We start from the raw sequence: 17335 nt of genomic DNA on the forward strand, positions 1-17335 counted from the left end.
GATCGACGCCCATGACCACTCGCCGTTTCCTGCAACTGGATGTGTTCTCCGCCCGCCCCGGCAGCGGCAATCCGCTGGCGGTAGTGCTGGATGCGCAGGGTCTGGACGATGCCGCGATGCAGGCCATCGCACGCTGGACCAAACTGCCGGAGACCACCTTCGTCTTTCCCGCCGAAAGCACGCACAGCAGCTACCGGCTGCGCATGTTTTCGCCGCAAAAAGAGGTGCCGTTTGCCGGCCATCCCAGTGTGGGCACTGCGCATGCCGTGCTCGAGGCCGGCCTGGCCGCACCACAGGATGGCGTCCTGGTGCAGGACGGCATCGCCGGCCGGTTGCCGCTGCGTGTGGAGCAGCGCGGCGGCCACCGCAGCATCGCGATCCGCACGCCACGCGCACGCGTGGCCGAGCAGGTGGATGCCAACGATCCGCGCCTGCGCGATGCCTTGCAGGGCTGGCCGCTGGGGACGCTGCCGCCTGCGCTGATGGACGGCGGCCGCACCTGGTGGGTGGTGGAACTGGCAAGCGAAGCCGCGCTGCGCAGCCTGCAGCCGGACTGGGACGCGATTGCCGGGTTGGCAGAATCCACCGGCAGCATGGGCGTGTTTGCGTATGCACGCGCCGGCGCACCGGGCACCTACGATCTGGCAGTACGAGCCTTCGTCGGCAATGGCCGGCGCTTCGAAGACGCGGCGTCCGGCGCGGCCAATGCGGTGCTGGCCGCATGGCTGGACAGCCGTGACGCATTGCCCGGTACCGACCGTCGCTACACCGTCAGCCAGGGCCGCGAAATCGGCTTCGATGCCCTGTTGGAACTGCATATCGATGCCGACGGCGACGTGTGGTCGGGTGGCCAGGTGCAGACGGTGATTCGCGGCACGCTGGACTGGGCTTAGGGCGGCAGCAGCGCTGCTGCGCTGGATTCAACGCAGCGGGTGGCCTGCAGGTGCTGCCAATTTCTGATCACCGCCGGTGCACCGCGCATCGGCGCTTGTGTGAAACAGCAAGGCGCCTCGCATCGATCAGCGCCCACGCCTGGTTGGCGTGCCACTGCTGCCGGCAATCGCTCCGCCAAACGCAAGAACGCTGCGGTTGCCCGCAGCGTTCTGTTTAGCCCGATGCCGGAGCCACCAGCGGCACCGCATGCATCCGGCACTGATCAGTCGGGGCGCACGTCGACGCGCACACGGATTCGGTCGCCCGGGTTGTAATCGCTACGCGTGTGGTACATGCGGCCGGCGTATTCGTAGGTGACGTCGTAGCCATCCACGCGGTCGCGTTCACGGCGGTAGGACACCGGCTCGCAGACCCTCACGTTGCCCTGGTAGGTGCGGTGATTGGCCTCATAGATCGAACGGCCCGCCGCGACGCCCGCCATGGTGCCCACGGCGGTACCGACCAGACGACCATTGCCGCCGCCGACCTGGCTGCCGAGCACGGCACCCGCAATACCACCGATCACACTGGCCACGCCACGATTGGACACACCGGCTTGGGCATAGCCGCCGTCGCGGTAATACCCGTCGTTGCTCGTGTAATAACCGTCGGCGGGACGATCGTAGCAACGTTCGCTGGTGCGTTCGTTGTACGAGTCGGCAACGATGATCGGATCCACGCGCACGACGCGCGCATATTCGTAACGGCCATCCTCGTAGCCGCTGCGGCCGTAATCGCGGTAGCCGCTGTCATAGCGCTGCGCCGTGGCATTGCCCGCCACGGCCAGACCCATCACCAGAGCACCAAGCACGAGAGTTTTCATTGCGGCAGCTTCATAGGGAGGACACGCTGCCGATGCTCGTCCTGCGCCAGTGAAACCGCACTGAACCAAACCGTCCGCAAAAAGCCGTATTCAGGTTGCCGCCAGCTGCGCGCGCCGGGCGTTTGCGCCGACGCGTCGCAGCGGTATTGGCGCTAGCTGGAAAACTCGGTTTCCAGACTGATCGGCACCGCGCTCAGTGCCTTGGAGACCGGGCAATTCTTCTTGGCGGTGTCGGCCAGCTCGCGGAACTTGGCCTCGTCGATGCCGGGCACCACGGCCTTGAGCTTGAGGCGAATCTGCGACAACTGCGGGCCGCCTTCCATCGACAGATCCACATCGGCGCGCGTGTCCAGCGAGGCCGGCGGAAAACCGGCTTCGGTCAACTGCGCAGACAATGCCATGGTGAAACAGCCGGCATGCGCGGCGGCGATGAGTTCTTCCGGATTGGTGCCCTTCTCGTCGCCGAAGCGGCTGCTGAAGGCATAACGGGTGTTGTCCATCAAGCCGCTCTGCGGCGTGCTGAGCTGGCCCTTGCCGGTCTTGAGGTCGCCTTCCCAGTGGGCGGTGGCGTGACGTGAAATACCCATTGCGATCTCCTGCGCTGAAAGGAGCGCTCACGATAGGTGAGAGGGTGTTAGCTGGTGGTGCGGGGATTCGGGATTCGGGATTCGGGATTCGGGATTCGGGATTCGCAAGAGCAGACCGCCAGGCACCTCAGGCAGCAAGCGACTGTTTGTCTGCACGCATGATGTTGCGCATCGAACGCCACCGCGCGACCGACCACGGTCCACGTTCGGCGAGAAGCGGCTGCCTCTTCGCAATCGACGCCTCATGGATCAAAGGCCACCGCGCATTGGTTGCGCGGTGGGGGCGCCGCTCCTGGAGCGACTCACGATCCGGCGGCGCAGCCGCGCTTAGCCGAGCAGGGTTTCCAGCACGGCCATGCGTACGGCAACGCCATTGGCAACCTGCCGCAGCACGCAGGATTGCGCGCCGTCGGCCACTTCATCGGTGATTTCCACGCCGCGGTTGATCGGGCCCGGGTGCAGCACCGCGGCGTCGCGGCCAGCACGCGCCAGACGCTCGCGGGTCAGACCATATTCGGTGTGGTACTGCTCCAACGAGGGCACCAGGCCTTCTTCCATGCGCTCGCGCTGCAGGCGCAGCATCATCAACGCGTCGGCGCCTTCGAGCATGGCATCGAAATCCTGGCCGACCACGCAGCCCTCCAGTATGCCGTCGTCCGGCAGCAGGCTGGCCGGGCCGCAGACGCGAATTTCGCCAGCGCCCAGCGTGCGCAGGGCATGCAGGTCCGAGCGCGCCACACGCGAGTGCTTGACGTCGCCGACGATGACGACCTTGAGCTTGGAAAAATCGGTGCCCTTGGCCTGGCGCAGGGTGAGCATGTCGAGCAGGCCCTGGGTGGGATGCGCACTACGCCCGTCGCCGGCATTGATCAACGCGGTGCCCTCGCCCGCGGCTGCCGCCAGCGCTTCCACCGCGCCGTCGTCGGGGTGACGCACCACGAAGCCGCGCACGCCCATCGCTTCGAGATTCTTCAAGGTGTCGCGCGCGGTTTCGCCCTTGCGGGTGGATGAGGTGGATGCATCGAAATTGAGCACGTCCGCGCCCAGCCGCTGCGCCGCCAGATGGAAGGAGCTGCGCGTGCGCGTGGAGGGTTCGAAGAACAGCGTGCACACCGCCGTGCCCGCCAGCACGCTGCGCTTGCCCACGCGCCCCACCGCCGCATCGCGGATCTGGCCGGCGCGGTCGAGCAATTGCAGCAGCGTGGTGCGCGGCAGTCCTTCCAGGGTGAGCAGGTGGCGCAAGCGTCCGTCCGAATCGAGTTGCATGGTGGTCATCGCAGGTCGGGAGTCAAGGAAGAGAGGTGGCTTGGTCGGGCGCGGCCAACCAGCGTTCGACGATCACTGCGGCGGCCATCGCATCGAGCGCTTCGGCGTCGCGGCGTCGCTTGCGCCCATCGGCGCGCTCGCGCGCGAAACGCTGCGCAGCCTCGACCGAACTGGAGCGCTCGTCGATCAGGACAACCGGCAGCGCATAGCGCTCGCGCAGCTGGCGGCCGAACGCGTGTGCGCGTTTGCGGGCGGGTTGGTCTTTGTCGTCCAGCGTGAGCGGGTCGCCGACCACCAGGCCGTCCGGCCGCCACTGCTTGTACACGCGGTCCAACGCAACCCAGTCCGGGCCGTTGGCATGCACATTGATGACAGCCACCGCGCGCGCGCCGGCACCGAGCGCGGTTCCGACCGCCACGCCGATCCGGCGCGACCCCACGTCGAAGCCCAGCACCGTGCCATCGGGGCGAATCGCGCCCGCCTCAGGCATGCCCGGAATAATCCGTGAGCCGGAACAGGTCTACGCCGATACGCCCGGCAGCGGTCTGCCAGCGATCTTCCAGCGCGGTCGCAAATAGCACGTTGGCATCCGAGGGCGCGGTGAGCCAGCTGTTTTCGCCCAGCTCGAATTCCAGCTGGCCGGCACCCCAACCCGCGCAGCCCAGCGCGACCAGCGCATTGCGCGGGCCGTTGCCGGCCGCCATCGCCTCGAGGATGTCGCGCGAGGTGGTCAGGAACACGCCCTGCCCCACTTCCAGGCTGGAATCCCATTCGCGCGCATCGTCATGGATCACAAAACCGCGCTCAGGGTGCACCGGCCCGCCGCTGAGCACGACCTGCTCGCGCAGCGGCTCATCGTCGGTGTCGATGCCCATCTGCGACAACACTTCGCCCAGGGTGTATTCGGAAGGCCGGTTGACCAGCACGCCCATGGCGCCGTTCTCGTCGTGCTGACAGATCAGCGCGACGCTGCGCGAGAAGGTGGGGTCGGACAGCGCCGGAAGCGCAATCAGCAGTTGGTTGGCCAGAGGCGTGGGCAAAACAGACATGGCCGCATTCTAGCCGTTCGCTTCGCCGCGCGCAGAGCCGCTGCCATACTGGGCCTTGCCGGCGCCGGAAACGTGCGATGCCGCCGATGCGGCAGCCTTCGCGGCAGACCGCATGCGGCGCCTGACCGACACGTTCAGCTTGACCGCGATGCGTGCGAGTTGCAGCGCTGCAGCGGCGCAAACGGCCTCCCGGCCTCTGCGCTACTGCCGCTCGCCCGCCACGGCAGCGACCGGCGCGCGACTGGCAAGCCTCGCCCCACAACCACAGGCATCCACATGAGCGGTTACTGCAGCATCGCCCCAGGCCATCCGGTCCATGGCCACTACCACGATCACGAGTATGGCTTTCCGCAGCGCGACGAACGCGAGTTGTTCGAACGGCTGGTGCTGGAGATCAACCAGGCCGGACTGAGCTGGCAAACCATCCTGCGCAAGCGCGTCAATTTCCAGCGGGCTTACGACGGCTTCGACGTGGACGCTGTTGCGGCATATGGCGACCAGGACATCAGCAGGTTGATGGGCGATGCCGGCATCATCCGCAATCGCCTCAAGGTGCTGGCGGCCATCCACAATGCACAGGTCATCCAGGCGCTACGCGCCACGCACGGCAGCTTCGCGCAGTGGCTGGACGCCCACCACCCGCTCGACAAACCGGCCTGGGTCAAGCTGTTCAAGAAGACCTTCCGCTTCACCGGCGGCGAAATCACCGGCGAGTTCCTGATGAGCCTGGGCTACCTGCCCGGCGCACACCATGCCCGGTGCCCGGTGTTTGCGCAGATCCGGGCACTGGCGCCGCCCTGGCTGCAGGCGCAGACGCCGGCGAAAACGCGCACGGTCCAGCGCGGCTAGACACCTCTTGCACGGCGCACGCGAAATGCTCGGGGTCATGGCTATTCGCATCGGCATTTCCGGTTGGCGTTACGCACGCTGGCGCGGCACGTTCTATCCGGCTGGCCTGGCCCAGCGGCGTGAGCTCGAATACGCCGCGGGATGCTTTCCCAGCGTGGAAATCAATGGCTCCTTTTATTCGCTGCAGCGTCCGGACAGCTTCCAGCGCTGGCATGACGAAACGCCCGAGGACTTCGTCTTTTCGGTCAAGGGCCCGCGCTTCATCACCCACATGAAGCGCCTGCGCGATTGCGAGCAGGCGCTGGCCAACTTCTTCGCTTCGGGAATCTTGCGGCTGGGCGCCAAACTGGGCCCGGTCCTGTGGCAGCTACCGCCGACACTCCGGTTCGATGCCGAGCTGCTGGACGCATTTCTAGGCAGCCTGCCGCGCGGCAGCGAGGCCGCGTTGGCGCGGGCGCGCAAGCGCGACACCGCGCTGATGCAGGGCCGCAGCGCCCTGGCAATCGATCGCAATCGGCCGATCCGTCACGCATTGGAAGTGCGTCACGACAGCTTCTGCGATCCAGCCTGCATGCGCCTGCTGCGGCGTCACAATGTCGCGGTGGTGGTCGCCGACACCGCAGGCAAATTCCCGTACCTGGAGGACGTCAGCGCCGATTTTGTCTATGTGCGTCTGCATGGCGATGCGCAGTTGTACGCCAGCGGCTACAGCGATACCGCACTGGATCGCTGGGCAGCACGCATCGCCGCGTGGGCCAGCGGAGCCGAACCGGACGATGCAGCCCGGGTCGGCGCACGCGCCCGCAAGCGCGCAATGCGCGATGTGTACTGTTATTTCGACAACGACATGAAGGTGCATGCACCGTTCGATGCGCGCGGGTTGATGCAACGGCTGCAGTTGCCTACCGATTGCCCGGCACGCGAAACCACCTAGAACTGCTGACAAACGACGGCGCTTGTCGCCAGGCGGGCCTGGCCGTTACACGGAAAGCGGCATGCATCGCTGGCACGCTGCGGTTCTGGCCGCGCCAGCCGCGCCCGCTGACCGTCTGCCCGCGACATCGTGCTAGCCGCTCCCGGACGCATGCGAGCGATCTTCGGCACGTATCACACGCCCATATAGCGGTGCGGGCGGTGATTGAACATCAGCACCAGACTCAGCATCAAGGCGCCGATGGCCGAATACAGCACCTTGTCCGGGGTCAGCACGAAGAAGGCGACCAGCATGAGCATCGCGTCGAAGCTCATTTGCACCTTGCCCGCGCTCCAGCCACGCTCGCGCTGCAGGTACACCGCCAGGATGCCGATGCCGCCCAGGCTGCCGCGGTGGCGAATGAAGAACAAAATCCCCAGGCCAGACAGCGCGCCGCCGACGATTGCCGAAAATGCCGTGCTCATGTGCGCGTAGTCGGCCCAGCGCGGCAGCAGGTTGGTCAGAACGCCGCACGCGCCGACTGCCGCGAAGGTCTTCAGGGTGAATTCCCACCCCATCCGGCGCACGCTCAGCCAATAGAACGGCAGATTGACCAGCACGAACACCAGGCCGAAATTCCAGTGCAGCGCGTAGTGCAACAGGAAGGCCACGCCGGCCATGCCGCCGATCATCAGTCCGCCCTTGGCAAAGATGGCCAGACCGAGGGATGCAACCAGGGTCGCCAGCACCATGCCTTGCGCATCCTCAGCCACCGAATGATGGAAGGCGTGGTCGTCGGCGGCAGTCCCGGCCGAATCCGGCGGAGGAGTGAGCGGGCCGGCGGTGACCACGGCACCATCGTCGGGCAAGGGTTCTTGCTCCGGTCGCAGATCGGAATCGGGAAGGCTCACGGGCTTGGGCACTGCAGTGGGGTGCGATATTAGACACTATCGACCTACCCGGTTACATCTGAAACCGGGACGACGCCTCGCCAGCTCGCTGCGTGACAGGGGCGCCTCGGCCGGCCGTCGACCGCCGCCTCCTCCGCAGCACCCGGGCATGCCGGGACGGCGCGGCAACGGTATGGCCGGGCTTCTCGATCGTCGGCAGATGCGCGGACGATTCGAGCCGGGCCGTCTTCTTCTTTGGCGCGCTCAGGCGATTCCTCCACGCGGCGGCCCGGGCCGCGTCGTCGGTACGATCCTGGCGCAACGCTGGTCGCCACGCCCGGCACGAAATGGCAGCGGCACGCAGACGGGCTGGCGTCGCCGCGGCGCCAGCAGGTCAGTTCCGTGCACGCCCGGGCAGGTATCCGCGTTTGTTATCCGTCGACACTGGCACCCGTGCACGCGGGCACCGAAGCGTGCTGCACTCAGCGCACTTCGGAAATTTCCACACCGTCCAGGCCCTGCGACAAGGTCTTGGCATCGCCACCCTGCGAGAGCTTGATGCGCAGGCGTACTTCGTTCTGCGAGTCGGCGTAGCGCAGCGCATCTTCGTAACTGATTTCGCCGGCCTGGTAGAGCTCGAACAGGCTCTGGTCGAAGGTGCGCATGCCCAGGTTGGTGGACTCCTTCATGATCTCCTTGAGCTTGTGGATCTCGCCATCGCGGATGTAGTCCTGCACCAGCGGCGTGCCCAGCATGATTTCCATCGCCACGCGTCGGCCGCGGCCGTCCGGGGTCGGAATCAGCTGCTGCGCGACCACGCCCTTGAGGTTGAGCGACAGGTCCATCAATAGCTGGTTGCGCCGATCCTCTGGGAAGAAGTTGATGATGCGGTCCATCGCCTGGTTGGCGTTGTTGGCGTGCAGCGTGCACAGCACCAGGTGGCCGGTTTCGGCGAAGGCGATCGCATGGTCCATGCCTTCGCGGGTGCGCACCTCGCCGATCATGATCACGTCCGGCGCCTGGCGCAGGGTGTTCTTCAGCGCATTTTCCCAGCTGTCGGTGTCGATGCCGACCTCGCGCTGGGTGATGATGCAGCCCTCGTGCTTGTGCACGAATTCGATCGGGTCTTCGATGGTGATGATGTGCCCGGTGGAATTCTGGTTGCGGTAGCCGATCATCGCCGCCAGCGAAGTCGATTTACCGGTTCCGGTGGCGCCGACAAAGATGATGATGCCGCGCTTGGTCATCGACAGCGTCTTGATCACCGGCGGCAAGCTCAGCTCGTCCACGGTGGGGATGCGCGTTTCGATCCGGCGCAGCACCATGCCCACCTGATTACGCTGATAGAAGCAGCTCACACGGAAACGCCCGACCCCGGATACGCCGATGGCGAAATTGCACTCGTGGGTCTTTTCGAATTCCTCGCGCTGCGACGGCGTCATCACGTTCAACACCAGGTCGCGGCTCTGCTGCGCAGTCAGCGGGGTCTGGGTAATCGGGCTGATCTTGCCGTGCACCTTGATCGCCGGCGGCATGCCCGAGGTGATGAACAGGTCCGAGGCCTTCTGATGCGCCATCAGCTTGAGGAAGGAGGTGAAGTCGATGGTGCTCATGGCGTGCTCCTCTGGAGCAGGGATTCGGGAGTGGAGATTCGGGATTGGCAAGAGCGGGTCCGGCACGGGAAATCGCAGTTGCGAATCCCCAATCCCGAATCCCGAATCCCGGCTACTCGAATATCCGCTTGTCCTTGGCGTACTCGCGTGCCTGGTTGCGCGTGATCAGGCTGCGCTTGACCAGGTCCTGCAGATGCTGATCCAGCGTCTGCATGCCGTATTGCTGGCCGGTCTGGATCGAGGAATACATCTGCGCCACCTTGTCCTCGCGGATCAGGTTGCGGATGGCCGGGGTGCCGACCATGATTTCCCACGCCGCCGTGCGGCCGCCGCCGACCTTCTTCAGCAGTGCCTGCGAAATCACTGCGCGCAGCGATTCGGACAGCATCGAGCGCACCATCGGCTTTTCGCCGGCCGGGAACACGTCGATGATGCGGTCGATGGTCTTGGCCGCCGAGCTGGTGTGCAAGGTGCCGAACACCAGGTGGCCGGTTTCCGCGGCGGTGAGCGCCAGGCGAATGGTTTCCAGGTCGCGCAATTCGCCGACCAGGATGATGTCCGGGTCTTCGCGCAGTGCCGAGCGCAGCGCCTCGTTGAAACCGTGGGTATCGCGGTGCACTTCGCGCTGGTTAATCAGGCACTTCTGCGAGGTGTGCACGAATTCGATCGGGTCCTCGACGGTGAGGATGTGCCCGTACTCATTCTTGTTGATGTAGTCGATCATGCCTGCCAGCGTGGTCGACTTGCCCGAGCCGGTCGGGCCGGTGACCAGGATCAGGCCCTGCGGCTGGTCGATCAGCTGGCGGAAGATCGGCGGGCAGCCCAGGTCTTCCAGCGTCAGCACTTCGGACGGAATGGTACGGAACACCGCACCGGCGCCGCGGTTCTGGTTGAACGCATTGACGCGGAAACGCGCCAGCGACGGAATTTCGAACGAAAAGTCGACCTCGAGAAATTCCTCGTAATCGCGCCGCTGCTTGTCCGACATGATGTCGTACACCAGCGCGTGCACCTGCTTGTGGTCCAACGCCGGAATATTGATGCGACGGACATCGCCATCGACACGGATCATCGGCGGCAGCCCTGCAGACAGGTGCAGGTCCGATGCCTTGTTCTTGACAGAAAACGCCAATAGTTCAGCGATATCCATGCGCTGCTTTTCCCCTAGGCTGCGATTGGAAGGTACTCCCCGGCCGGCAGTATAGCGTTCTGGCTGCCGGCGGGAAGCAGCCCTGTCGCCGGTTCAGGTCGGCCGCAACGCGCCTGGCTGAAACCGTTGCCTTGCGCCCGGGTGCGGAACCGTCCAAGGCCGAATGGCTGCTGCTCGGTGGCTTCAAGGACTCGCTGGCGAGCGCAGCGCTGGCCCGAGCGTAGCCGGCCGCGCTGCCGTCAGTGCGTATCGCGCCCGGCCTTGGGCGGACCTGGGGACGGTCTCCCACCTTGCTTCCAGACACTCCTCTAAATACATGCAGCGCCGGCGCGCCGATCCAGGCGCCTGGCAGCCCCCAACTGGATGGAAGCGTCTGCGGCCGGCACTATAGCGCTCCCGCCTTTCTTCGGAATGCCACGTGCCGGCTTCGTCGCTGCAGCAGATTCTCGATGCCATCCACGCCGCGGCGGCCGCACACGCGCGTGCCGACGTGCGGCTGCTGGCGGTCTCCAAGACCAAGCCGGCCGACGCCGTCGCCGCCCTGGCCGCGCAGGGCCAGCGCGCCTTCGGCGAAAATTACGTGCAGGAAGCCGATGCCAAGATTGCCCAGTTGCATGCGTTGGGTTTGGAATGGCATCTGATCGGCCACCTGCAATCCAACAAGGCCGAACTGGCGAGCCAGTGCTTCGATTGGGTGCAGACGGTGGACCGCGCCAAATTGATTCCGCTGCTGGCACGCCATCGCCCTGCCGACCGCGCGCCGTTGAATGTGTTGATCCAGGTCAACATCGACGACGAGGACAGCAAGCATGGATGCGCACCCGAAGCGATCGACAGCCTGGCCGAAGCGATCGCCCTGCAACCGCGTTTGCAGCTACGCGGACTGATGGCCATCCCTGCCCCGTTTCCGGATCAGGCACGACGCCAGGCCGCGTTCATGCGCATGCAGGCGCTGTTCGAGCAGCTGCAAGCCCGCCATCGGCAGGTGGACACCTTGTCGATGGGCATGAGCTCGGATTTCGCCGAAGCGATCGCGGCCGGCGCCACCATGGTGCGGGTGGGCACGGCGTTGTTCGGTGCGCGCGATCAGGCGCCGGCCGCCTCTGCCTGATCGCCTCGCCTCCCACATCGATTCGTCTTATGAAGGTGCCGCAATGAACACACCTGCCTCGTCATCGCCCTCGTCTTCCGCTGCCACGTCCATCGCTTTCGTCGGCGGCGGCAACATGGCGCGCAGCCTGATTGCCGGGCTGATCCGGCAGGGCACGCCGGCTGCCAGCATCCGCGTGGCCGAGCCGGTGGCCGAGCTGCGCGACGCCTTGGCGCGCGACTTCGGCGTGCAGGTGGTCGAGGATGCGCGCGCCGCTGTCGATGCGGCCACGACCTGGGTCTTGGCGGTCAAGCCGCAGGTCTTGCCAATGGTGTGCGCGCAACTGGCCGATCTGGCGCAGGCACAACAACCGCTGCTGGTTTCCATCGCTGCCGGCATCACCGCCACGCAGCTGCAGCGCTGGTCGGGCGGCGATATCGCGGTGGTTCGTGCCATGCCCAACACACCCGCCCTGCTCGGCGCCGGTGTCACCGGGCTGTACGCCAACGCGCGCGTGTCGGCGGCGCAACGCCAACAGGCGACCCAACTGCTGGACAGCGCCGGCGTTACCGTCTGGATCGACGACGAAGTGCAGATGGATGCGGTGACCGCGGTCTCCGGCAGCGGACCGGCCTATGTTTTTCTCTTGGCAGAAGCGATGGAAGCTGCCGCGCAAGCGCAGGGCCTGCCCGCCGCAACCGCGCGCACCTTGGTGCTGCAAACGCTGCTCGGTGCCGCACGCATGCTCACCGAATCGGGCGAACCACCGGAGGTCCTGCGTCGCCGCGTGACCTCGCCCAACGGCACGACCCACGCCGCCATCGAGACGTTCCAGGCCGGCGGCTTTGAAGCCCTCACCGCCCAGGCCATTGCCGCAGCGACCGAACGCGGCCGCAGCCTGTCCGCGGCCAATGACTGATTGAAACGCGGCGGGTCTGCATGTCGCGTATCGCGCGGTGCCTTCGCGTGGCGCGCATGGCACGCCGAAAACGATTCGAACATCTGCGCAAACCGCCGCGCCAGCGCCTGATCACCGGAAGGTGGATGCAGGGCAATACAAGGCCGAAGGCTGCATAGCGCCCAATAACCGCTCCATTTGCCGCACATGGAACGTGCGTCCACGTTTGCAATCGATGGCAGCCATCTTGTCGGCGCGTGGCCCCGTTACATGCATCCCCCAAAAGGCTGGCCTTATCGGCTCGTTCCATCGTCCCCACGGATGCGTGTTGCGGCGTTTGCTCGCGCAAACGATCTGCTGCTGTGCGTCAGACATGCAGCGAACGCGCGCATGGCACGGGCAAGCCGATGCGTTTTGTGCGCTTTTTCTGCCGCTGGTGAACGAATCCCCGTCGAAAGATGCTTTTTTCGTGCTGTTTCATCGTTTGCCTATTGGCGGCGCGCAGCAGTTGCCCTACATTTCGCGTTGCCGACTGGGTCGGCAGACCCAACACCACCAACGAATACGGAACACATCACTCATGGCAAAAACCGCCGCTAAGAAGGCTGCCCCCAAGAAGGCAGTGAAAAAGGTCGCCGCGACCAAGACCGCAAAGCCGGCCAAGGCCGCTGCTGCCAAGTCCGCTGCGCCCAAGCCGATCAAGGAAGCACTGAGCAAGACCGGCCTGGTCGCGCACATTGCCGAAAGCACCCAGTTGGCCCCGAAGGACGTCCGCGCCGTGCTGGCTTCGCTGGAAGCCACCGCACACGCCTCGCTGAGCAAGAAGGGCGTCGGCAGCTTCACCATCCCGGGCATGCTCAAGCTGACCACCGTGCACGTGCCGGCCAAGCCGAAGCGCAAGGGCATCAACCCGTTCACCAAGGAAGAGCAGATGTTCGCCGCCAAGCCTGCGACCACCAAGCTCAAGTCACGTCCACTGAAGAAGTTGAAGGACGCGGCGCTCTAATCGAGCACGCATCCTGTATCACGAAGACGGCCTGCGGGCCGTCTTTTTTTTGGGCTCGCTCCGCAGAGTGCAGCACATACCGCTCATCGGCACTGCCCTACCCTGCATGCTGGTTCGCCATCTGCAGGTGCCTGTGACCGGTCCGTCGAACACCCCGCCGTCGTCGCCACGCCGAGTTGCCACCCGTAGCCCGGCACGTCGCCTGCGCAGCATTGTTGTCTCCATTGCGCTGTTGTGCGTGCTGGCGGTGGCCGCGCGCTGGGCCTGGCAGCTGCCGATCGCCCATCAGCTCCGTACCAGCTGGGAGCTGTCGCAAATGCCGCCGCCTGCGCAGTTGCATGTGCCGGTGGAAGGCGTGCGTGCGCGACAGATTGCCGACACCTTTGGTGCACCGCGTGGCCGCGACCGTACGCATGCGGGCGTGGATATCTTCGCGCCACGCGGTACACCGGTGGTGGCGGCAACGCGCGGCGTGGTCAGCGCCATCCGCGACCAGGGCCTGGGCGGAAAACAGGTCTGGCTGCTGGGTCCAGCGATGGAACGGCATTACTACGCGCATCTTGACGATTGGGCTGCCGGCCTCGCAGTAGGCGATGTGGTCGAGCCCGGCACCCTGCTCGGCAAGGTCGGCAGCACCGGCAATGCGCGCGGCACGCCGCCACACCTGCACTATGGTGTCTATGGACGCAACGGTGCGTACGATCCGCTGCCACTCCTACGCAAACCTGCCGCTCGGCCAGCAAACTGAGCACGTTGGAACACTGCGTCATGGGCCACCCTATCGAGACGGTTGCGTCCTACGCCTATGGTGAGCACAGCCCAGAACGACGCGACCCATATGTCCCGCAAACGCTATCGCATCACGGTCACGCCGATCGAAAACGACGGCCGCCCTTGTGAGGACCGCTGCACCATCGAATTCGAACAACGCTCGCGCGCCGATTGGATGCGGCTGCTCGAAGAACTACACCTGCGCCGCGACCTGAGCAGCGACGAATGCGCGGCACTGACCGTAGGCTCGCAGTTGCTGGAAGACCTGGCGGCCCGCCCACGCGCCCAGCCCAGCGATGCGCTGGACGCATTGCGTCCCAAACTGCAGCTGCTGCTGGAACGCCTGCAGCGCGTGCACCCCGCCACCGGCGCCTGAAGACGCATCGCCGCACGTACCCGCTACACTGCGCACCTCGGGGATGGGGACGCGCCATGCGCTGGATGGGAATGCTCGTTGTCGCAGCCGCACTTTCCGGTTGCAGCTGTCATCGCACTGGCGATCCGCAGGCAAACGTCGCCTCGGCGACGCACGCTGCGAGCGCATCGCGTCCGCTCGATAACGCCGCTACCGGCACCGCGACCGCATCACCTGCCCCTGCGGCTGATCCCACCGATGCCATTGCGTTGGCCAACTACGCCCAAGCAAGCGCCACCGTTCAACGCTACCTCGGCGCGTTGCCGGGAGCTGCGCGCGCGCAGGCCGATGCCTTATGGACCGGCGGTCGCCCTCCCCCGGTACCGGACGATGCGGCCTTGCGTGCCATCCCCAATATCCAGTCGATGCGCATCAACAACGATCCGCCCTTTGCACTGGATCAGGCGCAGCCGCCACAGCGTATCGAAGTACCGGTGCAGTTGACGGTACGCACCACCACCGGCACACAACGCCTGGTCGGGGCATACCGGCTGCAACCCCGGGCCGGCAGCGATGGCTGGGAAATCTATTCGGCCACGCTGCAACCGGTGTTGCGCTAACCCGTGGTTCACCGGCGCCGACTAAGGTGATGTCACCTGTTGCCGGAGTCACCCGATGAAACTGCGTTCGCTTGCCGGTTCCATGCTCGCCCTCGCCTTGGCAATGCCCATCACCAGCGCCTGGGCTGCGCCGCAGATCCAGGGAAAACAGATCAGCGTGCAGGCCAGCGACCTGCAGCACTATCTGGGTGGTCGCTTCCCGCAGACACATGACACGCTGGGCGGGCTGATCGCGATGACGGTCAGCAACCCGGCGCTATCGTTGCCGCCAGGCGATCGGCTCAAGATGGCCTTCGATCTTGCCGTGGCGACCGCAGGCGGCGCTCCTGCACCGGTCGGCAATGTGACCTTGACCAGCGCACTGCGCTACGACGTGGCCAAACAGGGCTTTTATCTGGATCAACCCAGCATCGACGACTTCCGCCCCGCCCATGCAGGCGCAAAGCTCGACCACAGCACGCGGCAGCTGCTCAATACCTGGCTGGCCGACTATGCGCGCAAGGAGCTGATCTATCGGATCGACCCGGCCATTGCATCCGTGATGGGTGCGGTGCAGGTGGAATCGGTCGGCATCCAGAACGGGCGGGTTGCGGTCAACTTCAACCAGAACATCGAGCAACTGGTGCCCGCGGCAGCGCTGTCCGGGAAGTAGGTCCGCGTGGTATTGGCGTGGATGGCGACAATCCACGCAAGGCTACACATCAAGGCCCGACGCATCTGCGCCGGGCCTTGGTGTTTCGAGCTGACACTGGCCAGTGAAGAACCTATGCAGCCAAGGCCTTGGCCACGGCTGCGGCGAATGCAGGAATGTCGTCCGGCTTGCGGCTGGTAATCAGTTGGCCGTCGACCACCACTTCGGCATCCTGCCAGCGCGCACCGGCATTGATCAGGTCCGTCTTGACCGATGGCCATGAAGTGACCTTGCGGTCGCGGACCAAGTCGCTTTCGAGCAGCAACCACGGCCCGTGACAGATCGCCGCCACCGGTTTTTGTGCGTTCGAAAACGCGCGAATGAACGTGATTGCCTGCTCATCGGTGCGCAGTGTGTCGGGATTGAGCACACCGCCAGGCAACACCAGTGCGTCGTAGGATTCCGCCGCTGCATGATCTAGCCGCCGATCGACCGTTACCGAATCGCCCCACTCTGTGTGATTCCAGCCGCGAATTTGCGTGCCGTCGCCGGGCGCGATCACCTCGACCTTGGCACCCCAGCTTTCCAGCAGGCGCTTGGGTTCGGTCAGTTCGGATTGCTCGAAGCCATCGGTGGCCAGCACGGCGACGGTTTTGCCAGAGAGCGAATGAGACATGGGAGGCTCCTTGAAAAGAAGCCCAGACCCTAGGAATCACGCCGTTGCGCATCCGTGAACCGATGTGTGCGCGGCGTCAGTACGCGCCACATGGCTGCGTGCTCAGCGCTTGGGTTGCAGCATCGTTCCGGTGCAATTCTTCGAGCCGCACCGGCATTCCCAAATTTTCTTCAGGCGTGGCGTATGACGCTCGGCAAGGGTGATGCCGTAGTTATAGGTGAGCTCTTCGCCGGGTTTGATGTCGCGCTTGGCCTCGATGAAGATCTTGTCCTTGCGGCGGTCGTCGCCCTCGGCTTCTTCGATCACCGCCTCGCAATTGGGATCGCAGCTGTGGTTGATCCAGCGCGCGACATTGCCTTCGTAGTTGGCATCCAGCACGTAGTCGTCGCTGAGCGTGAACAAAAAGGTATGCCCGCTTTCCACGTCGCCGGTGTCGTCGGCATCCACTTCGGCATGCGTGCGCAGCCGCCCCTTGTATTGAATGATGCGCTCGCCCTTGCGGAGCGGGGCGAGGGCGAACATGCCATTGCCGTGGATACGAGACTTGCGGGCGGCAACTTTGCGCGACATGTAAGGGTCCAGTGATGGGGCCGCTCATTGTGACTGCAGCGCGCCACTGCGCCAAGCACAAGCGCAGCGTGCGCCGCAACGGGCCACGCTTGCCGGCGGCTGAACCGCGCCGTTGGCCCTGCCCTGCCGGAAAGAGTACAATTTCGGTCCGCTTTCGGATTCTGCCTTCCCCATGTTGCGCGTCACCAAACTCACCGATTACGCCACCGTGGTGCTGACCGTCCTGGCGGCACGCTGCGATCAGGTGCTCAGCGCAAGCGAATTGGCCGAACAGGCCGGTCTGGAAGCACCGACTGTCAGCAAGATTCTCAAGCCGTTGTCGCAGGCAGGCCTGGTCGAAGGCTTGCGCGGCGTGCACGGCGGCTACCGGCTTGCGCGCGCCGCCAGCGACATCACCCTGGTGGAGATCGTCGAAGCGATGGAAGGTCCGTTGGCGATCACCGAATGCAGCCAGGACCACAGCCAGTGCGGTATCGCGCAGCGCTGCGGCGTGCGGTCGAACTGGCGCCTGATCAACGACGTTGTCGGCGATGCCTTGCGTCGCGTCACGCTCGCGCAGATGTTGCAGCCCCTCTCTCTCCCTGGCGACAGCCGTCGGCGTTCGATCGCCGCACGCGTCGCGACCACCTGACCTGTAGGCAGCCC

21 protein-coding genes are annotated in these 17335 nt (G+C 65.2%); 11 read left to right on the forward strand and 10 right to left on the reverse strand.

All coding sequences use genetic code 11. The features are described 5' to 3' along the window. Nucleotides 1–11 precede the first annotated feature (11 nt). Nucleotides 12–893 carry a PhzF family phenazine biosynthesis protein gene (locus ACCQ15_RS14620; RefSeq protein WP_277574632.1) on the forward strand — a complete coding sequence of 294 codons (882 nt, stop codon included), beginning with the start codon at nt 12–14 and terminating at the stop codon, nt 891–893. A 263-nt stretch (nt 894–1156) separates the two neighbouring features. On the opposite strand, the gene ACCQ15_RS14625 is transcribed toward ACCQ15_RS14620, so the two are convergent. The 5 genes from ACCQ15_RS14625 to ACCQ15_RS14645 form a co-directional block, all read right to left on the reverse strand. Then, nucleotides 1157–1756: a glycine zipper 2TM domain-containing protein gene (locus ACCQ15_RS14625; protein WP_014090663.1), complete on the reverse strand. Its 600-nt coding sequence runs from the start codon at nt 1754–1756 to the stop codon at nt 1157–1159. Nucleotides 1757–1908: 152 nt separating this feature from the next. Further along, entirely contained in the window at nt 1909–2343 is a 435-nt protein-coding gene (locus tag ACCQ15_RS14630) for an OsmC family protein (RefSeq protein ID WP_003489936.1), read from the reverse strand. A 327-nt stretch (nt 2344–2670) separates the two neighbouring features. Further along, nucleotides 2671–3618, reverse strand: a complete 948-nt coding sequence (locus tag ACCQ15_RS14635; protein WP_031423560.1) for an aspartate carbamoyltransferase catalytic subunit — start codon at nt 3616–3618, stop codon at nt 2671–2673. A gap of 13 nt (nt 3619–3631) precedes the next feature. Beyond that, nucleotides 3632–4099 carry a Holliday junction resolvase RuvX gene (gene ruvX / locus ACCQ15_RS14640; protein WP_008571823.1) on the reverse strand — a complete coding sequence of 156 codons (468 nt, stop codon included), beginning with the start codon at nt 4097–4099 and terminating at the stop codon, nt 3632–3634. Continuing rightward, entirely contained in the window at nt 4092–4658 is a 567-nt protein-coding gene (locus tag ACCQ15_RS14645) for a YqgE/AlgH family protein (protein WP_003489930.1), read from the reverse strand. Before ACCQ15_RS14645 ends, ruvX begins: the two co-directional genes overlap by 8 nt. 276 nt (nt 4659–4934) lie before the next feature. On the opposite strand from ACCQ15_RS14645, the gene ACCQ15_RS14650 reads away from it, so the two are divergent. Beyond that, nucleotides 4935–5507, forward strand: coding sequence for a DNA-3-methyladenine glycosylase I (locus ACCQ15_RS14650; protein ID WP_008571824.1), 573 nt, complete (start codon nt 4935–4937; stop codon nt 5505–5507). Nucleotides 5508–5514: 7 nt separating this feature from the next. After that, nucleotides 5515–6441 (forward strand): DUF72 domain-containing protein, encoded by a 927-nt coding sequence (locus ACCQ15_RS14655; protein WP_372380721.1) that lies wholly within the window; start codon nt 5515–5517, stop codon nt 6439–6441. A 173-nt stretch (nt 6442–6614) separates the two neighbouring features. Here the strand turns inward: ACCQ15_RS14655 and ACCQ15_RS14660 are convergent, their stop codons facing one another. From ACCQ15_RS14660 to ACCQ15_RS14670, 3 genes are all read right to left on the reverse strand, one after another. Continuing rightward, nucleotides 6615–7289 (reverse strand): YitT family protein, encoded by a 675-nt coding sequence (locus ACCQ15_RS14660; protein ID WP_016851096.1) that lies wholly within the window; start codon nt 7287–7289, stop codon nt 6615–6617. Between the two features lie 503 nt (nt 7290–7792). Next, nucleotides 7793–8923, reverse strand: coding sequence for a PilT/PilU family type 4a pilus ATPase (locus tag ACCQ15_RS14665; RefSeq protein WP_008571827.1), 1131 nt, complete (start codon nt 8921–8923; stop codon nt 7793–7795). A 112-nt stretch (nt 8924–9035) separates the two neighbouring features. Continuing rightward, complete coding sequence (locus tag ACCQ15_RS14670) at nt 9036–10073, reverse strand: type IV pilus twitching motility protein PilT (protein ID WP_003489919.1); 1038 nt, start codon at nt 10071–10073, stop codon at nt 9036–9038. A gap of 418 nt (nt 10074–10491) precedes the next feature. Here ACCQ15_RS14670 and ACCQ15_RS14675 point away from each other — a divergent pair, with 418 nt between their 5' ends. From ACCQ15_RS14675 to ACCQ15_RS14705, 7 genes are all read left to right on the forward strand, one after another. Further along, nucleotides 10492–11184 (forward strand): YggS family pyridoxal phosphate-dependent enzyme, encoded by a 693-nt coding sequence (locus ACCQ15_RS14675; RefSeq protein ID WP_372380722.1) that lies wholly within the window; start codon nt 10492–10494, stop codon nt 11182–11184. Between the two features lie 43 nt (nt 11185–11227). Beyond that, on the forward strand, nt 11228–12082 hold the full coding sequence (gene proC, locus ACCQ15_RS14680; protein ID WP_033478563.1) for a pyrroline-5-carboxylate reductase: 855 nt from the start codon (nt 11228–11230) through the stop codon (nt 12080–12082). A gap of 559 nt (nt 12083–12641) precedes the next feature. Then, the gene (locus ACCQ15_RS14685; RefSeq protein ID WP_008571830.1) at nt 12642–13067 is read left to right on the forward strand and encodes an HU family DNA-binding protein; all 426 of its coding nucleotides are present in this window, start codon (nt 12642–12644) and stop codon (nt 13065–13067) included. A gap of 106 nt (nt 13068–13173) precedes the next feature. Continuing rightward, nucleotides 13174–13815: a M23 family metallopeptidase gene (locus tag ACCQ15_RS14690; protein WP_014090668.1), complete on the forward strand. Its 642-nt coding sequence runs from the start codon at nt 13174–13176 to the stop codon at nt 13813–13815. 57 nt (nt 13816–13872) lie between these two features. After that, nucleotides 13873–14214, forward strand: a complete 342-nt coding sequence (locus ACCQ15_RS14695; RefSeq protein ID WP_136732783.1) for a DUF3861 family protein — start codon at nt 13873–13875, stop codon at nt 14212–14214. 56 nt (nt 14215–14270) lie between these two features. Beyond that, entirely contained in the window at nt 14271–14813 is a 543-nt protein-coding gene (locus tag ACCQ15_RS14700) for a hypothetical protein (RefSeq protein ID WP_011348113.1), read from the forward strand. Between the two features lie 55 nt (nt 14814–14868). After that, the gene (locus ACCQ15_RS14705; RefSeq protein WP_372380723.1) at nt 14869–15465 is read left to right on the forward strand and encodes a DUF1439 domain-containing protein; all 597 of its coding nucleotides are present in this window, start codon (nt 14869–14871) and stop codon (nt 15463–15465) included. Between the two features lie 112 nt (nt 15466–15577). On the opposite strand, the gene ACCQ15_RS14710 is transcribed toward ACCQ15_RS14705, so the two are convergent. Both ACCQ15_RS14710 and ACCQ15_RS14715 read right to left on the reverse strand, forming a co-directional pair. Then, a complete protein-coding gene (locus tag ACCQ15_RS14710; RefSeq protein ID WP_011348115.1) occupies nt 15578–16120 on the reverse strand; it encodes a type 1 glutamine amidotransferase domain-containing protein in 543 nt (180 codons plus the stop codon). Nucleotides 16121–16222: 102 nt separating this feature from the next. Continuing rightward, nucleotides 16223–16690, reverse strand: coding sequence for an SET domain-containing protein (locus tag ACCQ15_RS14715; protein WP_003487757.1), 468 nt, complete (start codon nt 16688–16690; stop codon nt 16223–16225). A gap of 172 nt (nt 16691–16862) precedes the next feature. Between ACCQ15_RS14715 and ACCQ15_RS14720 the strand changes: the two genes are divergently transcribed. After that, nucleotides 16863–17321: an SUF system Fe-S cluster assembly regulator gene (locus ACCQ15_RS14720; RefSeq protein WP_011348117.1), complete on the forward strand. Its 459-nt coding sequence runs from the start codon at nt 16863–16865 to the stop codon at nt 17319–17321. The last annotated feature ends 14 nt before the right edge of the window (nt 17322–17335 follow it).

It is taken from the genome of Xanthomonas sp. NCPPB 1754 (genome assembly GCF_041475725.2).
Classification (GTDB): domain Bacteria; phylum Pseudomonadota; class Gammaproteobacteria; order Xanthomonadales; family Xanthomonadaceae; genus Xanthomonas; species Xanthomonas euvesicatoria.

Excerpts from the sequence above, each read along its gene's own strand:
- ACCQ15_RS14620 (WP_277574632.1), top strand. The coding sequence starts at position 12 with ATGACCACTCGCCGTTTCCTGCAACTGGATGTGTTCTCCGCCCGCCCC.
- ACCQ15_RS14625 (WP_014090663.1), bottom strand. The coding sequence starts at position 1,756 with ATGAAAACTCTCGTGCTTGGTGCTCTGGTGATGGGTCTGGCCGTGGCG.
- ACCQ15_RS14630 (WP_003489936.1), bottom strand. The coding sequence starts at position 2,343 with ATGGGTATTTCACGTCACGCCACCGCCCACTGGGAAGGCGACCTCAAG.
- ACCQ15_RS14635 (WP_031423560.1), bottom strand. The coding sequence starts at position 3,618 with ATGACCACCATGCAACTCGATTCGGACGGACGCTTGCGCCACCTGCTC.
- ruvX (WP_008571823.1), bottom strand. The coding sequence starts at position 4,099 with ATGCCTGAGGCGGGCGCGATTCGCCCCGATGGCACGGTGCTGGGCTTC.
- ACCQ15_RS14645 (WP_003489930.1), bottom strand. The coding sequence starts at position 4,658 with ATGTCTGTTTTGCCCACGCCTCTGGCCAACCAACTGCTGATTGCGCTT.
- ACCQ15_RS14650 (WP_008571824.1), top strand. The coding sequence starts at position 4,935 with ATGAGCGGTTACTGCAGCATCGCCCCAGGCCATCCGGTCCATGGCCAC.
- ACCQ15_RS14665 (WP_008571827.1), bottom strand. The coding sequence starts at position 8,923 with ATGAGCACCATCGACTTCACCTCCTTCCTCAAGCTGATGGCGCATCAG.
- ACCQ15_RS14670 (WP_003489919.1), bottom strand. The coding sequence starts at position 10,073 with ATGGATATCGCTGAACTATTGGCGTTTTCTGTCAAGAACAAGGCATCG.
- proC (WP_033478563.1), top strand. The coding sequence starts at position 11,228 with ATGAACACACCTGCCTCGTCATCGCCCTCGTCTTCCGCTGCCACGTCC.
- ACCQ15_RS14685 (WP_008571830.1), top strand. The coding sequence starts at position 12,642 with ATGGCAAAAACCGCCGCTAAGAAGGCTGCCCCCAAGAAGGCAGTGAAA.
- ACCQ15_RS14690 (WP_014090668.1), top strand. The coding sequence starts at position 13,174 with ATGCTGGTTCGCCATCTGCAGGTGCCTGTGACCGGTCCGTCGAACACC.
- ACCQ15_RS14695 (WP_136732783.1), top strand. The coding sequence starts at position 13,873 with ATGGTGAGCACAGCCCAGAACGACGCGACCCATATGTCCCGCAAACGC.
- ACCQ15_RS14700 (WP_011348113.1), top strand. The coding sequence starts at position 14,271 with ATGCGCTGGATGGGAATGCTCGTTGTCGCAGCCGCACTTTCCGGTTGC.
- ACCQ15_RS14705 (WP_372380723.1), top strand. The coding sequence starts at position 14,869 with ATGAAACTGCGTTCGCTTGCCGGTTCCATGCTCGCCCTCGCCTTGGCA.
- ACCQ15_RS14710 (WP_011348115.1), bottom strand. The coding sequence starts at position 16,120 with ATGTCTCATTCGCTCTCTGGCAAAACCGTCGCCGTGCTGGCCACCGAT.
- ACCQ15_RS14715 (WP_003487757.1), bottom strand. The coding sequence starts at position 16,690 with ATGTCGCGCAAAGTTGCCGCCCGCAAGTCTCGTATCCACGGCAATGGC.
- ACCQ15_RS14720 (WP_011348117.1), top strand. The coding sequence starts at position 16,863 with ATGTTGCGCGTCACCAAACTCACCGATTACGCCACCGTGGTGCTGACC.